This window comes from Methylophilus sp. Leaf408, assembly GCF_916856905.1.
Taxonomy (GTDB): Bacteria; Pseudomonadota; Gammaproteobacteria; order Burkholderiales; family Methylophilaceae; genus Methylophilus.
This window is the reverse complement of the sequence record NZ_CAKASK010000001.1, coordinates 152,966-169,678: the sequence shown is the minus strand read 5'-3', so window position 1 is coordinate 169,678 and position 16,713 is coordinate 152,966. Positions and strand designations below refer to the sequence as shown.

Sequence of the window (16,713 nt, the reverse complement as noted above, 5' to 3'; positions counted from 1 at the left end):
CTCCATTCTATCCGCTGCCATTTAATTAATCAATCGTGACTGATTAATTATTTTTTGCTATGATGAAGCCATTCATTTCTTAAGCATGTCATTAGCCATGGCCAGAAAAACCAAAGAGGATGCCCAAAAAACCCGCGACCAGATTATGGATGCTGCGGAAACCGTGTTTTACAGCAAGGGATTTACGCTCACCACCATGTCAGACATTGCGGAATCCGCCGCACTTTCGCGCGGTGCCGTCTATGGCCATTACAAAAGTAAGCTGGAACTGGCAACTGCAATGGCTGAACGCGTGATTGAACAAGTCGCACCTTTTCATGGGGATGAAAACCTGAGCCCTCTACTCAATCTGAAACACTATTGCCTGCAGGAAATCCGCAGTTACATTGAACCCAGCTCTATACAGAAAGTATTGTTTTTTCTGTATGTCGGCATTGATGATTCGCCTGAACTATTGCAACACCGCTATGCGTGGGAAAAAAAACGGATTACACAGATTAATGCTTTACTCAAACAAGCGATCACTGTTGGCGAGTTGAAACCAGATGCAGATTTCGAGCTGATGAGCCTGTATTGTCAATCTATCATTGAAGGGGTATTCAGCATTGTGCATTTTGGCAATTTGCCGGAAACACAACGCTGGCATAAAGCCGAACAGCTATGTGAATATGGCCTTCAACGGCTTTCGACTTAGAAAAACAGGCATTGTCTGGATATGCAAATGGGCTGGTTTTTCATGCATTAAACATTGACGACTGGCCTTGGCTTCCTGCAAGATAAGGGGTGAATCCATTTATGTAAATTTATAAATGTTCAACTTTTTAGTATGAACATGGTCATTCATTCAACTTATAAAAACAGCTTTTACAAAACCTAATCAATCTGCCAGAAGAAAAACACGCCTTATGGATCACAACCTTTCCCTCATTACTACCATTGCCGCAGCCTTTGCGCTTTCGCTGATTTTTGGATTAATTGCCGAAAAACTAAAATTACCGGCCCTGATTGGTTATTTATTTGCCGGAATATTAATCGGACCGGCTACACCCGGCTTCGTGGCAGATATTGAAATCGCATCTCAATTGTCAGAGTTAGGCGTCATGCTGCTGATGTTTGGCGTCGGCTTGCATTTCTCCATCCAGGATCTGATGTCAGTCAAGCGGATTGCCTTGCCCGGCGCACTCGTACAAATGGCATTGGCCACCCTGCTGGGCATGTTGGTCGCCCATTATTGGGGCTGGAGCGTGGGTCATGGCCTGGTGTTCGGCTTATCCCTTTCGTGCGCCAGTACCGTGGTGTTACTGAAGGCCTTGGAATCCAGACGCATCCTCGAAAGCATGAACGGCAAAATTGCCGTAGGCTGGCTGGTGGTGGAAGATATGATTACCGTGCTGGTACTGGTGTTGATGCCCGCACTGGCTGGCGCATTAGGCGGCCAGGGTGAGGTTGCCAATGCCGGTGCCATTTGGGAAACCATAGGCATGACTATGCTGGAAATTGCCGGTTTTGTCGCAGTCATGCTGGTGGTTGGCCGACGTGTATTGCCATGGCTTTTGTGGTATGTCGCAGGCACTGGTTCACGTGAATTATTTACCCTAACCGTGATCGCAGTTGCGATTGGTGTCGCCTTTTTTGCATCGTCCTTATTTAACGTCTCTTTTGCGCTGGGGGCATTCTTTGCCGGGATGATCATGCGCGAATCAGAATACAGTCATCGCGCGGCAGAAGATTCCCTGCCATTCCGCGATGCATTCGCAGTCCTGTTCTTTGTGGCTGTCGGGATGCTGTTTGACCCAAGCATCCTGATCAAGCAACCTTACCAGGTGCTGGCCGTAGTGGGCATTATTGTGGTCGGTAAATCGCTGGCAGCGGTTGCTATCGTACTTGCGCTTCGCTACCCGCTGAACACCGCCTTAACTGTTGCTGCCAGCCTGGCGCAAATTGGTGAATTTTCGTTCATTCTGGCAGGGCTGGGCGTTTCGCTGGGCTTACTCTCCCAGGACGCAATGAGCCTGGTACTGGCAGGGGCATTGATTTCAATTGCACTTAATCCTTTAGTGTTTGCCTCGATCAAACCGTTTGCCAACTGGGTGGTGAATAAATCTGATGTCGCGCGTCGCCTTTCACAACGCATAGACCCATACGGTGAATTGCCGATGACTACCGAAAGAAAATTCCTGGAAGGCCAGGTGGTACTCGTGGGTTATGGCCGTGTTGGTAAACGCATTGCCATGTCATTGGAAGCTTCCAGCATCCCATTTGTGGTGGCTGAGCAAAACCGGGAACTGGTAGAAAAACTGCGTAAAAAAGGCCAGCCTGCGGTATCAGGTAATGCAGCTGACCCCATGGTACTGATACAGGCTCACATTGCTAACGCTGCCATGCTGATTATTGCCACACCGGACTCCATGGATATCCGTAAAATTGTCGATATCGCCAAGCAGTTGAAGCCCGATATCGAAGTGGTGATCCGCACGCATCACGAAGACGAATACCAGCGCCTGCAAAAAGAAGTCGGCGATACGGTGTTTTTTGGTGAGGAAGAATTGGCCAAAGGTATGTCAGCACACGTCCTAAAACGTTTTGAACGCCATGTACTCTGATACGCGTATAAAAACTAAAGTCCGGGCGGCAATTTACGTCAAATAACGCATAGCTGTTTGCCACACCGCCTCTTAAACTAGCTTCACGAATGAAGACTGCCGTTACAGGCACCTGACATATTTCTCACGCCGTCAACAGAGCCGGCGATGAGCAGAGCAAAAAAGCTCACCCACCGTTTTAAAACGGCAGGTGAGCTTTTTTTTTCGTCTGTTGCCAGCGTGATTCATTCATTTCACTTACTTTTATTCAGGAGAAGCACATGATACATGGTGATATTTCAAGCAGTAACGATACCGTCGGCGTAGCTGTGGTGAACTACAAAATGCCACGACTACATACTAAAGCAGAAATACTGGACAACTGCCGCAACATTGCAGACATGGTGGTCAACATGAAAGCCGGCCTGCCTGGCATGGACCTGGTGATTTTCCCGGAATACAGTACGCACGGCATTATGTATGATGGCCAGGAGATGTATGATAATGCGACGACGGTCCCCGGCCCCGAGACGGACATTTTTGCCGAAGCCTGTCGCAAGGCAAAAGTCTGGGGCGTGTTTTCCATTACTGGCGAGCAGCACGAAGAGCATCCGAACAAAGCGCCTTACAACACCTTGATTCTGATGAATGACAAAGGCGAGATTGTTCAGAAATACCGCAAGATTATGCCTTGGGTGCCAATCGAAGGCTGGTACCCCGGCAAGGAAACCTTTATCAGCGAGGGGCCCAAAGGACTCAAGGTCAGCCTGATTATCTGTGATGACGGCAACTACCCTGAAATCTGGCGTGACTGCGCCATGAAAGGTGCCGAGCTGATTGTACGTTGCCAGGGCTATATGTATCCGGCCAAAGAGCAGCAAATCCTGATCAGCAAGGCCATGGCGTTTGCCAATAACACCTATGTCGCGGTGTCCAATGCTGCCGGCTTTGATGGCGTCTATTCCTACTTCGGTCACTCTGCGATTATCGGTTTTGACGGCCGGACCCTGGGCGAATGTGGCGAAGAGGAAAATGGCGTGCAGTATGCAGCACTGAGCAAGCAATTGATCCGCGACTTCCGCAAACATGGTCAATCTGAAAATCACTTATTCAAGTTGCTGCACCGCGGTTATACCGGGGTGCTTAACTCTGGCGATGGTGACCAAGGCATCGCACAGTGCCCTTACAGCTTTTACAGCAAGTGGATACAAGACCCGGCAGCCGCACGCGACATGGTAGAATCGTTTACACGCCCGACCTTGGGCACCAAAGAAGCACCGATAGACGGCATACCAAACTAAAGCGAATCCACCGCAATCCGGCATCCAGGCCACACGGGATGCCGCAAGGAACAGCATCATGGCAAATACCGACCCAATTCCGGTCGGCGTCCTGTTTTCTACCAGCGGCGCCACTGCAACCATAGAACGCTCACAGGCATTTGCGACTTTTTTCGCCATCAACGAAATCAACGCGGCTGGCGGCATTTGTGGCCGCGAACTGTTGCCAGTACATTACAATCCGCAAGGCATTTCGCAAAAATATCAAGCATTGGCTGAACGCATGATCAGTGAGGACAAAGTCAATGTGATTTTTGGCTGCTACATGTCCAGCACGCGCAAAGCGGTGATCCCGGTAGTTGAAAAATGGCGCAAGTTGTTGTTTTACCCAACCCCTTATGAGGGTTTTGAGTTTTCGCCACATGTGATTTACACAGGCGCCGCACCTAACCAGAACAGTGCACAACTGGCGGATTATATGACCCGTCACTTTGGTGCGCGTGTTTACCTGATTGGCTGTGATTATATCTATCCCTATGAGTCCAACCGTATCATGAGTGACTTTATCCTCGAGGTCCCTGGTGGCAAAAAGCTGGCCGAGCGCTATTTGCCACTGGATGCCACTGAAAAAGACTTTTTGCCGATTGCGCGCGACATCAAGGCAAAATCTCCTGACTTTGTATTCTCCACTGTGGTTGGCAAAGCCACCCGCATGTTGTACCAGGCCTACGCTGACATTGGCATGGATGCCATGAAAACACCGATTGCAAGCCTGACCACTTGTGAAGCGGAAGCCGCTGAAATGGGCAGCAGGATTGCGGCTGGACATTTCACGTCAGCGCCCTACTTCCAGTCGATTCAGAGTGCAGAAAACCAGGCCTGCCTACGCAAGTTCCGTCACCAATATGGCGACGAGATTGAGCCTAACATGTGCTGGGAAGCCGCTTACTTTCAAACACACTTATTCGCTGAAGCCATGCGTGCAGCAGGCGACGATACCTACGATGTGTTGTTGCCCCATATACTCGGTCGTGCACATCAGGCACTGCAGGGTCGTGTGGCGATTAACCCCGCCAACCATCACACTTTACTGCATCCACGTATAGGTCGCGTCAATCACCACGGTCAGTTCGACATTGTGGCCGAGTCAGTCGGTGTGAGCCCGGATCCATATCTTGTCACGCATACCAATGAGACTTGGCGTCAGTCCATGACGCCGGAGCCGCAAATTGGCTAACAAAGGTGCAACAGGCTCACGCTCAACCCTGGAGCTATTCCGCCAGCTACGGCAGTCACGTATGACCATTTTTCATCCACGCGATGAAAAATGCAGTACATTGATACAGCAACTACAGCGCATAGGCTGCCAGACCGTGTCACTGTGGCCACCCACTGCTGAACTGCCCGAAAAAAACAGATCTGGTGATTTTTCTGTTGAATGCGGAGGCCAGTAATAGAAAAAAACTGCCCTGGTTAATGCCTGACTCGCCAATTCCGCTGATTGGCATGATTGAGTATGAAAACCCGACCATTCTCGATACGGCGACAACACTCGGCTGTCATGGCATTCTGGTCAGCCCGACGCAACCACATGGCATCCTGTCTACTCTTATTATGGCGATTCACCATTTTCATGAAGTCAGGACCTTACAAAAGCGGAACCAGCGCCTGGAGCAAAAACTGCAGGCAGCAAATGAAATCAGCGCCGCACAGGCGATTCTGGCCCGTGCACGCGGTATCAGCGCCATCGCAGCCTACAAACTCATGCGCGAACAAGCCATGCTCAAGCGCGTGACAGTGGAAGAAATTGCGCGAGCGATTGTGCATGCCGAAGGGACTTTATTCAATTAATGCATGCTTGTGTATGCATGGCGATAATAATCGTTCCCTCCTTCACAAATAGCCTCGATCTCATCTTTTCCTGACGTCCAACTAACCACACCCTTCAACTTGTACACATGCAGATACGTATCGTTACACCTGCATGCAATCAAACGCAGTACAATTTTGTCAGACAAGAATAATGACTTCCTCATTGGTACTTCTATGAACACTTCCTGCGTCTTTTTCAAGCACTGCCTGTGGCTGATATGCGGCATTGGCCTGACGATGACCGCCTGCACCTCGGGCAAGGGCGACAATAAACCTGTCCCAAAAATCCAAGAAGTTGGGGTCATGACTGTGCAGAAGGTTACCCAGCCTATCGTGGCCGATCTGCCCGGGCGGACCAATGCCTACCTGATTGCCGAAATCCGCCCGCAAGTGAGCGGGATTATTCGCCAGCGCACTTTTACTGAAGGCGCACTGGTCAAAGCGGGCGACCTGCTCTACCAGATTGAACCTGCACCGTATCTGGCAAGTTATCAAAGTGCTGCAGCAGCGCTGCAAAAAACCGAAGCCACCCTGGTCACCCTGAAACTTAAAGCAGATCGTTATAAAGAATTGGTCAAAATCAACGCGATCAGCCGACAGGATAACGATGATACCCAAGCCGCGCTGCAACAAGGCGAAGCAGATGTGGCGGCGGCCAGGGCGGCACTCAGCACCGCCAAAATCAACCTGGATTTCACCAAACTGGTGTCACCGATTAACGGCTTTGTTTCCACCTCTACCTTTACCCCGGGTGCGCTGGTGACGGCCAACCAGGAAACGGCTTTAACCACAGTCCAACAGCTGGATCCGATTTATGTGGATGTGATTCAGTCGAGTAGTGATCTTCTAAAACTGAAACGCGATATTGCTGCCGGCAAACTGACCGGCAATACGCAAAAAGAAGTGCCGGTGCGGGTCGTGCTGGAGGACGGTTCTATTTACAAACATGCCGGAAAACTCAAATTCAGTGGCGTGAGTGTGAATACTGCATCCGGCGCAGTGACGCTACGAGCTGTCGTGCCTAACCCTGATGGCGTATTGCTGCCAGGCATGTATGTACACGCCCTGATTGACGTGGCGCAGGATAAGGAGGCCATCATGGTGCCGCAACGGGCAGTGACGCGTAATACGCGTGGCGAACCTACGGTACTCGTAGTAGACGCCGGGCAAAAGGTGCAACAGAGAAACATAGAGACCAATGGTACATACGGGGATGAATGGCGAGTCAGCAAAGGCTTGCAGGCCGGTGAACGTGTGGTAATGGATGGTGTCCAGAAAATCAGCGTTGGCACGATAGTCAAGCCGGTGCCATTTGACAAAGCGACTGGCGCTGCACCGGGGACTGTCATTACTCCCGCGGCTACAACGAATAGCCAACCGCGTTAAGAGATTGCCAAGACTCATTCACAGCGTACCAATCACATACGATAAAGACTAACTTCATGGCTGCCTTTTTTATTCAACGTCCGATCTTTGCCTGGGTGATTGCCATCGTCATCATGCTGGCCGGGATAGGCTCCATCGAATGGCTGCCACTGGAGCAATACCCTGATATTGCCCCGCCACGCGTATCGATTAACGCTACTTACACCGGTGCTGCAGCCGATACGATCGAGAACTCGGTCACCCAGGTGATTGAGCAGTACATGAAAGGTATCGATAATCTGACCTATATGTCGGCCAGCAGCACCTCTTCCGGCACGGCCAGTATCAGTCTGACATTTGATGCCGGCACCAACCCCGATGTGGCACAGATGCAGGTGCAAAACAAATTGCAGCAGGCCATGCCAAGGTTGCCCCAGATTGTCCAGAGCCAGGGTGTGACAGTCGCTAAAACCGGTATCGATTTCCTGATGGTGGTATCGCTGATGTCTGATAACAGCAGCGTAAGCGCGATTGATATCGGTGATTATATTTCCAGCAACCTGATAGACCAGATCAGCCGCCTGGATGGCGTGGGTGATGTGCAAACACTGGGCTCGGGCTACGCCATGCGTATCTGGCTGGATCCGGCCAAACTGCAAAAATACAATCTGATCCCTTCCGATATTTCAGCCGCGGTGCAGGCACAGAATACCGAAGTCTCCTCCGGCCAGCTGGGCGCATTACCTGCCGTGAACAGCCAGGAACTGAACGCGCCAATCACCGCACGCAGCAAATTACAGACTGTAGACCAGTTCAAGAAGATCATCGTCAAATCCGGGGCTGACGGTTTCCTGGTACATTTATCTGATGTTGCCAGAGTAGAACTAGGCGCTGAGAGTTATACGCCGGTCGCCAGGCTCAATGGTAAAACCTCGGCCGCTTTTGGGGTAAGGCTGGCTTCCGGTGCCAATGCGCTGGCGACTGCGCAGGCAGTGAAAGACAAATTGGTCGAACTTGAACCCTACTTCCCCGCTGAGTTGAAGCTTAGCGTGTATATTCCTTATGACACCACGCCATTCGTGCGGCTTTCGATCAAGGAAGTGGTGAAATCGCTGGTGGAGGCAATCTTACTGGTGGTAATTATCATGTACGTGTTCCTGCAGAACCTGCGTGCGACCCTGATCCCGGCGATTGCGGTGCCGGTGGTCTTACTGGGTACTTTCGGCGTGCTGGCGGCATTTGGCTTCTCCATTAACACGTTGACCATGTTTGGCTTGGTACTGGCCATTGGCCTGCTGGTGGATGACGCCATCGTAGTGGTTGAAAACGTGGAGCGTATCATGCGTGAAGAAGGCCTGAGTCCCAAGGAGGCCACCCGCAAATCCATGAGCGAGATCACCAGCGCGCTGGTCGGTATTTCACTGGTGTTGTCTGCGGTATTTATCCCGATGGCTTTCTTTGGCGGTGCCACCGGCGTGATTTACCGCCAGTTCTCCATCACCATCGTCTCAGCCATGCTGCTGTCCGTGCTGGTCGCATTAACGCTGACACCAGCGCTGTGTGCAACTTTGCTAAAACCGGTCTCGCATGAAAAATCCACCACGGGGGGCATGTTTGGCTGGTTCTTCCGCTGGTTTAACCCTGCGTTCGATACGATGTCAGCCAGATACCATGCCTCGGTGGAAACCATACTGCGTAGAAAAACGCTGACCATGCTGGTATATGGCGTCATCATCATAGTACTGGCAGTGTTATTCGCTAGACTGCCCAGCTCTTTTCTGCCGACCGAAGACCAGGGCACACTGAGCGCACAAATCCAGCTGCCGGTAGGCGCGACTGATGCACGTATGCAACAAGTGCTGAAACAGGTTGAAAAATACCTGAATAGCCAGGATGCGGTGATAGACCAGTTTTTAACGATTGCAGGGCAGGGACAAGGTGGTGGTGGCAGCCAGAACTCAGGGCGCGCATTTATCCGTCTTAAAGACTGGTCGGTACGTGGCGAAGGCGAGGATGCCGCGTCACTGGCTGACAGGGCGACCAAAGCCTTATCCGGGATACGCGATGCAAAGCTATTTGTGACGCAGCCAGCACCGGTGCGCGGCCTGGGCCAGGGTTCCGGCTTTACGCTGGAATTGAAAGATGTAGGGGGGTTGGGCCATGATGGCTTGATGGCGGCCAGGAACCGCTTTATTGAACTGGCGTCACAAAACCCAAAATTGAACCGGGTGCGCCCGAGCGGGCTGGATGACACGCCTATGTTCAGGGTAAATATCGATGACCAGAAAACAGGCATTTACAACCTGACGACTGCCAGTATTAACTCCACGCTCTCGATTGCCATGGGTGGTACCTATGTGAATGATTTCATTAATAAAGGTCGCGTGAAAAGAGTCTATCTGCAAGGTGACGCGCCGTTCCGCATGCAACCTGAAGATATCGAACGCTGGTACGTTCGCAACACCACGAATGATATGGTGCCGTTCTCGGCTTTCTCCAGCACGAAATGGGTATCCGGCTCGCCTTTGCTTGAACGCTTTAACGGCATCTCCTCTATGGAAATTGTTGGCGAACCGGCCAAAGGCATCAGTACTGGTGAAGCCATGCAGATTGCCGAAGACATCATTAAACAATTACCGGATGGCATAGGTTATGAATGGAGTGCGCAATCTTACCAGGAGCGTTTATCCGGCTCGCAGGCACCGCTACTCTATGCCGTCTCCATCATCTTTGTCTTCCTGTGCCTGGCTGCGTTGTATGAAAGCTGGGCGGTGCCCTTCTCGGTCATTCTGGTCGTACCGCTGGGTATTTTGGGTGCCGTACTGGCCACCACTTTGCGCGGATTGACGGCAGACGTTTACTTCCAGGTCGGCTTGCTGACCACCATAGGCCTCGCCGCCAAAAATGCCATCCTGATTGTGGAGTTCGCCAAGCATCTGCAAGAACAGGGCAAGCCGCTGATTGAAGCAACACTGGAAGCGGTGCAATTGCGCCTGCGGCCTATTTTGATGACTTCGCTAGCGTTTATTTTCGGCGTATTGCCGCTGGCGTTCAGTGAAGGCGCAGGTGCCGTCAGCCGCCAGGCGATTGGTACCGGCGTACTCGGCGGTATGCTGACGGCGACTTTCCTTGGTATATTTTTCGTGCCTTTATTTTATGTGTTGATACGTACTTTGTTCCCTTATCAGGTCGAAAGTGTTTCAGCCGAAATATCACAGCACAGTAAGGCAGAACATGAGTAAGCCGCATGCCATGAGCCAATATTTTAAAGAGGCTGCGTTAATCACGTGCTCACTATCACTGACTGCCTGCATCAATCTGGCGCCGTTTTTCAGCCCGCCTGAAGCACCGGTGCCTGCCACCTATGGCACAGTCGACAATGATCAGAAAGCGCTGACCGAACTTGGCTGGCAATCATTTATTACCGATAAACGTTTGCAGCAAGTGGTGGATCTTTCATTAAAAAACAACCGCGATTTGCGGGTGGCCTCGCTGAATATAGAAAAAGCCAGGGCGCAATATCAAGTACAGCGCGCAGATTTGTTTCCCACCGTAGCCGCCACCTTGTCAGAAACTGCCTCTAAAGGGCTTTCTAACGTTGGCAATAATGGCAATGTGTCTGCAGGCACGGTCGCCGCAAGTAATAATAACAGCGGTAACGTATCGCATGTTTACCGCGCCACGGTTGGTTTTAGTGCTTATGAACTGGACCTGTTTGGCCGTATCCGTAATTTAAATGCGCAGGCCTTGCAGACGTTTTATTCGCAGGAGGAAAACCGCAAAAGTACGCAAATCAGCCTGGTTGCTGAAGTCGCTACTGCCTGGCTGACGCTGGCTGCCGATAAACGGCGGCTGGAAATCGCCCAGCAAACACTGAAAAGCCAGCAAAATACTTACGAGATCAACCAGAAAATGTTTGAGCTCGGCGTCGCCAACGCTCTGACCTTAAGGCAGTTGCAAACCAGCGTTGATAATGCGCGTGTCGCCGTCGCCACTTACAATATCCAGATCAAGCAGGATATCAACGCCCTCAACCTGCTGGCTGGCAGTATGGTGCCTTCAACCTTGTTGCCGGATAGCGCTCTTTCCAGTGTGGCACTTACTACAGCGTTGCCGCGTGGCGTCACCTCCAAGACTTTGCAGCAACGGCCTGATGTACGTGCAGCCGAACACTTGCTGGAAGGTGCCAACGCCAACATTGGCGCGCTGCGTGCTGCGTTCTTCCCAACCATCAGCCTGACCACCACCATCGGTACGGCCAGCACCGAGCTGGATGGCTTGTTTGGCCCCGGCTCCCGCATCTGGACTTTTGTGCCACAAATCAGCCTGCCAATTTTCAATGCCGGTCGTAACCGCTCTAACCTGGAAATTGGTGAAAAAAACCAGCAGATTCTGCTCGCGCAATATGAAAAAACCGTACAAACTGCTTTCAGGGAAGTGGCAGATGTACTGGTACAGCGCGAAGGTTTGCAGGCACAACTGGAAGCACAACAGTCATTAAACGGCGCCGCCGCTGAAGCATTCAGACTGGCCGATGCCCGTTTTAAAAATGGCGTCGATAGTTACCTGGTCGTTCTCGATGCGCAAAGAACGCTTTATACTGCCGAGCAAACACTGGTGACTTTGCAGTTAAGCGATGCCGCCAGCCAACTGACTTTATACAAAGTATTGGGTGGTGGCTGGCAGTAGTGGACTCCTGGTTCACGACTGCTTCGCTGCCGCGTCATCCGTATCAGGTTCCTCTTTCATTAAGCCTGCTTTAATTCCGTTTTAAACAAAAATGAATGTGCACCGGGAACGTGCACATTTTTTGCTTAGGTTTTCAGTAATGAGTACAGATATTTCCCCCGAACAAACCATTATCCTGGCCAAAATCAGGCATATCGAAGAGCTTGAACGCCTGGATACCTGCATTCAATTTGTCGAAAGCATAGGCCAGATGGTGCACCAGATGCAGGCTGAACGTGGGGCAAGCTCCCTGTATCTGGCTTCTGCGGGCAAGCGCTTTGCTTCCGAACGCGCAGAGATCATCAGCAAAAATCTTGCGCTGGAAACACGCTTCAAACAGGCGTTAACGCAGCATCTTGATCAGAACGCACTGGCAGATGCTAAGCAGCTGACTTTAATTTCCTGGATACTGCTAGGCCTGGACCAGCAAACATCGTTGCGCCACCAGATCACCCTGCAAAAGATTTCTTTTACCGATTGCATTGAGTCATTCAGCCGCCTGATTGCCAGCCTGATTTCGCTCATTTTTGAAATCACGGATAGTTCGGTGAACAATAAGATTTCCACCTGTTTACTCACGCTGTACAACTTAATTCAAGGCAAGGAGTTTGCAGGCCAGGAACGCGCGGTTGGTTCTTATATCTTTGGTTCAGGCAGCTTGCAACTGCCGCACCAGCAAAAACTACTGGAACTGGTCGCCCAGCAAGAGCGGCATTTTGAATTATTCAGCCAACTGGGCGGTGATGAGTTAAGACAAGCCTGGACTGCACTGCAAGCAACCAGCCTGCACCGTCAGCACCTGAAATATCGTCATAAACTGACCTCTGCCCTGGATCAGCAGCCGCTGAAATCCAGTGATGCAGATATCTGGTTTGATTTATGCACGCAACTGCAAACTGAAATCTGGCAGATTCAATGCCAGTTAATCGAGAAAATGCATAGCATGCTGAAAGCGCTGGCACACCAGGCCAGGCACGATCTGGAACAAACGCAGGAATATTTAAATACGATTGCGGCCAAGCGCTCTTCAACCCTGGATAGCACGTTCTTCAACCTGGCAATCCCGGTGGAAAGTGCCTTGAATTTCCAGGCGCAAGACACAATCCAGACTTATCCGATCGCCTCGATGATCAGCCTGTTGCAGCAACAATCACAGCAGATCGCAGATATGGAAAGCGAGCTGGCGGATACCCGCAAAGCCCTGGTTGAACGCAAGCAGATTGAGCGTGCGAAAGGCTTGCTGATGAGTACACTGGGCATCAATGAAATGGAGGCTTACAAGTCTCTGCGCAGTATGGCGATGGAACAAAATCGCAAGGTGATTGATGTCGCCGAGAATATCCTCGCCCTGCACAAAAACACCGGTTAATCACGCTTTCCTTGGTGCATCCGCACTTGTATGGTGCGATGCACATCGCTCACTTCTTTAAAGAATATTACAAAAAACCTCAATAAAACAGTCACTTAAAACCAACACTATTTTTGGCATAACAATTGCTGAACAGGTTTTAAGTACTCAGCTAACGGCGGTTGGATACGAGTAGAGTAAGTTGAAATTGCGAGCTTGATAAAAATCAGGCCACTCATCGTAAGCAGTTTTTAAAGATTGAGGACAAAGGCGTCCTGAGTGTAAACGAACCCTCGTTTGCACTCAGGACGCCTTTTTTCGTTTTACGTTTCCCAAATTCATCATTATCCAGATTAATCATATCAAGGAGCAGCAATGAGCAGTTCAGATAAGAAAACAGTCATTCTTCCTGCGGCAGACAGTCAACCTGAGCAGGTAGATAACCAGCGCCGCCATTTCTTTATGCATACCCTAGCCGGTGCATTTGGAGCCGCCGCCATGATGATCATGGTGCCGTCTGCAATCCGCAGCCAGGCATGGGCAGCCGGTTCTGATGCCCCTGAAATCACCGAGGTGAAAGTCGGCTTTATCCCACTGACAGACTGTGCGCCTATCGTAGTCGCCGCGCAAATGGGTTTTGATAAAAAATACGGCATCAAGATTGTGCCTTCGAAAGAAGCTTCCTGGGCTGGCGTGCGCGACAAGATGGTAAACGGTGAACTGCATGCTGCACATGTGTTGTACGGCCTGGTGTATGGCGTGCAAATGGGCATCGGTGGCCAGCAAAAAGACATGAATGTACTGATGACGCTCAACCATAATGGCCAAGGCATCACGCTTGCCAACCAGTTGAAAGAAAAAGGCGTGATCAGCGGCGGTACCCTGAAACGCCTGCTGGACAACGAAAACCGTGACTTCACGTTCGCACAGACTTTTCCGACCGGCACCCACGCCATGTGGCTGTATTACTGGCTGGCCAACTACGGCATCAACCCGATGAAAGACGTGAAAACCATCGTCGTGCCTCCACCACAAATGGTCGCCAATATGCGTATCGGCAATATGGATGGCTACTGTGTTGGCGAGCCGTGGAACGCACGTGCGATCTACGACAAGATTGGTTTTACCGTGGCGACCACCCAGGATATCTGGACCGATCATCCGGAAAAAGTATTGGGTGCTACTGCAGACTTTGCTACGAAGAACCCGAATACTGCACTGGCATTGACCAAAGCAATCCTGGAAGCCTGCCGCTACATAGACGCCACCAAAAACCGCCCTGAAGTCGCCAAGCTGATTGCCGGTAAAGCCTATGTCAATGCGCCTGAAGAAGTGATTGAAGGCCGCTTCCTCGGCCATTACGACAATGGCATCGGCAAAAAATGGGAAGACCCTAACTACATGAAGTTCTTCAACGACGGCAAGGTCAACTTCCCTTACCTGTCTGACGGTATGTGGTTACTGACACAGCACAAACGCTGGGGCCTGCTGAAGTCTGACCCGGATTACCTGGGCGTGGCGAAGAAAGTGAACCGGATTGATATTTACACCGAAGCGGCCAAGGCGCTGGGCATTAACGTCCCCGCAGACCCAATGCGCAGCAGCAAGCTGATTGATGGCGTCGTCTGGGATGGTAAAGACCCGAAAGCCTATGCCAACAGCTTCAAGGTTAAAGCTTAATTCTTAAGGAGAGTCACCATGAGTGTCGTCAGCTTTAACAAGGAAAAAATGATACAGACAAGCGAGGACGCTGTGCAAACAGCGCCTGCACAACCCGTTGTTGCTGTGGTTATCCCTCTCTCGACCACAGCTGCAGTAGCCACTCCGTCGTTGCAGCGGCGGAGCGCATGGGCGGCAACCACCAAACCTGTGTTTGAATGGTTGTTGCCGCCTGTGATTGGCTTACTGGTATTCGGCGCCATTTGGGCGACTGTGGCAGCCCTGACGCAAGGCTTGCCTGGCCCGGTGAAAACCTGGCAGTCGGCAGTCGAGCTGTTTAGCGACCCGTTTTATATCAATAACCCGAACGACATGGGCATAGGCTGGAACATCCTCAGCTCGCTCAAACGCGTGGCGACCGGTTTTGCGCTGGCTGCGATTGTCGGCATCCCCATGGGCTTTGTGATTGGCCGTTACGCATTCATGTCGCGCATGGCAGCACCCATCATCAGCCTGCTGAAACCGGTATCACCCCTGGCCTGGTTGCCAATCGGCCTGTTGGTATTCAAAGCCGCTGACCCTGCGGCGATCTGGGTGATTTTCATCACCGCAGTCTGGCCCATGATTATCAACACTGCCGTCGGCGTCAGCAAAGTGCCACAGGATTATATGAATGTAGCCAAGGTGCTTAATCTGTCGGAATGGAAAGTAGTCACCAAAATCCTGCTGCCTTATGTCATGCCTTACATGATGACCGGTGTACGCCTGTCTATCGGTGCCGCCTGGCTGGTGATTGTGGCAGCAGAAATGCTGACCGGCGGTGTGGGCATTGGTTTCTGGGTATGGGATGAATGGAATAACCTGAATGTAGAGCACATCATCATCGCCATTTTTATCGTCGGCATTGTCGGCTTGTTGCTGGAACAGTTGCTGGTACTGGCAGCTAAACGCTACAGCTACGAATAAGCCATCACAATAAACCCATAAAGGAATTCATAATGACAACCGCACTGCAAGACCGTTATGTCCTGATCGAAAACGTCAATATGACGTTTCAAACCAAAAAAGGCAGCTTCCAGGCCTTGAAAGATATCAATCTCGATATCCGCGAAGGCGAGTTTATCTCCATCATCGGCCACTCCGGATGCGGCAAATCCACCGTGCTCAACCTGATTGCCGGGCTGCTGCAACCGACTGATGGCTACCTGTTCTGTGCCGGTCGTGAAATCGCCAAGCCCGGTCCTGAGCGTGCAGTAGTGTTCCAGAACCATTCCCTGCTGCCATGGCTGACCTGTTTTGAAAACGTGTACCTGGCAGTAGAACGTGTTTTTGCTGACAGTGAAAGTAAAACGCAATTGGCCGAGCGCACCAGCGCGGCACTGGAGCTGGTCGGCTTAAGCCATGCCATGGAAAAGCGCCCGAATGAAATCTCGGGTGGCATGAAGCAGCGTGTGGGTATCGCCCGCGCCCTGTCCATGGAACCCAAAGTCTTGCTGCTGGATGAACCGTTTGGCGCGCTGGATGCACTGACCCGCGCCGGATTGCAGGATGAACTGATGAACATCATGGCACGTTCGGGTTGTACTGCGGTGATGGTCACCCACGATGTGGATGAAGCAGTGTTGCTGTCTGACCGCATCGTGATGATGACCAATGGCCCGGCAGCCACCATAGGCGAAATCCTGGAAGTCGACCTACCACGTCCGCGCCACCGGCTGGAATTGGTGGAAGACGCTGCTTATACACATCTGCGTAGCGAAGTATTGAAGTTTTTATATGAAAGACACGCCAAAAAGGCGGCATAAATAAAAGTGGTGCTGACGGGCGGCAACCCACCAGCACCGCATACCTCATCGAAGTATGGTTACCCACTTAAGCA

13 protein-coding genes are annotated in these 16,713 nt (G+C 51.3%); all 13 read left to right on the top strand.

All coding sequences use genetic code 11. The annotated features are described in order from the left end of the window. Nucleotides 1–85 precede the first annotated feature (85 nt). The 13 genes from LPA26_RS00750 to LPA26_RS00690 all read left to right on the top strand — a co-directional run bounded on the left by LPA26_RS00750 (nt 86) and on the right by LPA26_RS00690 (nt 16,639). On the top strand, nt 86–694 hold the full coding sequence (locus LPA26_RS00750) for a TetR family transcriptional regulator (RefSeq protein ID WP_229006952.1): 609 nt from the start codon (nt 86–88) through the stop codon (nt 692–694). Nucleotides 695–905: 211 nt separating this feature from the next. Then, nucleotides 906–2,603, top strand: coding sequence for a YbaL family putative K(+) efflux transporter (ybaL, locus tag LPA26_RS00745; protein WP_055829729.1), 1,698 nt, complete (start codon nt 906–908; stop codon nt 2,601–2,603). Between the two features lie 260 nt (nt 2,604–2,863). After that, nucleotides 2,864–3,883 carry an aliphatic amidase gene (locus LPA26_RS00740; RefSeq protein ID WP_229006951.1) on the top strand — a complete coding sequence of 340 codons (1,020 nt, stop codon included), beginning with the start codon at nt 2,864–2,866 and terminating at the stop codon, nt 3,881–3,883. Between the two features lie 58 nt (nt 3,884–3,941). Further along, nucleotides 3,942–5,099 (top strand): transporter substrate-binding domain-containing protein, encoded by a 1,158-nt coding sequence (locus tag LPA26_RS00735; RefSeq protein WP_229006950.1) that lies wholly within the window; start codon nt 3,942–3,944, stop codon nt 5,097–5,099. Next, complete coding sequence (locus LPA26_RS00730; protein ID WP_229006949.1) at nt 5,092–5,316, top strand: hypothetical protein; 225 nt, start codon at nt 5,092–5,094, stop codon at nt 5,314–5,316. The genes LPA26_RS00735 and LPA26_RS00730 overlap by 8 nt, the downstream gene beginning before the upstream one ends. After that, the gene (locus tag LPA26_RS00725) at nt 5,285–5,713 is read left to right on the top strand and encodes an ANTAR domain-containing response regulator (protein ID WP_370634289.1); all 429 of its coding nucleotides are present in this window, start codon (nt 5,285–5,287) and stop codon (nt 5,711–5,713) included. Before LPA26_RS00730 ends, LPA26_RS00725 begins: the two co-directional genes overlap by 32 nt. Nucleotides 5,714–5,908: 195 nt before the next feature. Then, nucleotides 5,909–7,120, top strand: coding sequence for an efflux RND transporter periplasmic adaptor subunit (locus LPA26_RS00720; RefSeq protein ID WP_229006947.1), 1,212 nt, complete (start codon nt 5,909–5,911; stop codon nt 7,118–7,120). 56 nt (nt 7,121–7,176) lie between these two features. Beyond that, the gene (locus tag LPA26_RS00715; RefSeq protein ID WP_229006946.1) at nt 7,177–10,341 is read left to right on the top strand and encodes an efflux RND transporter permease subunit; all 3,165 of its coding nucleotides are present in this window, start codon (nt 7,177–7,179) and stop codon (nt 10,339–10,341) included. Then, nucleotides 10,334–11,788 (top strand): efflux transporter outer membrane subunit, encoded by a 1,455-nt coding sequence (locus LPA26_RS00710; RefSeq protein WP_229006945.1) that lies wholly within the window; start codon nt 10,334–10,336, stop codon nt 11,786–11,788. Before LPA26_RS00715 ends, LPA26_RS00710 begins: the two co-directional genes overlap by 8 nt. A gap of 139 nt (nt 11,789–11,927) precedes the next feature. Beyond that, complete coding sequence (locus LPA26_RS00705) at nt 11,928–13,196, top strand: nitrate regulatory protein (protein ID WP_229006944.1); 1,269 nt, start codon at nt 11,928–11,930, stop codon at nt 13,194–13,196. A 354-nt stretch (nt 13,197–13,550) separates the two neighbouring features. Next, complete coding sequence (locus LPA26_RS00700) at nt 13,551–14,855, top strand: CmpA/NrtA family ABC transporter substrate-binding protein (RefSeq protein WP_229006943.1); 1,305 nt, start codon at nt 13,551–13,553, stop codon at nt 14,853–14,855. 18 nt (nt 14,856–14,873) lie between these two features. After that, entirely contained in the window at nt 14,874–15,800 is a 927-nt protein-coding gene (gene ntrB / locus LPA26_RS00695) for a nitrate ABC transporter permease (protein WP_229006942.1), read from the top strand. A 32-nt stretch (nt 15,801–15,832) separates the two neighbouring features. Beyond that, complete coding sequence (locus LPA26_RS00690; protein WP_229006941.1) at nt 15,833–16,639, top strand: ABC transporter ATP-binding protein; 807 nt, start codon at nt 15,833–15,835, stop codon at nt 16,637–16,639. Nucleotides 16,640–16,713 lie beyond the last annotated feature (74 nt).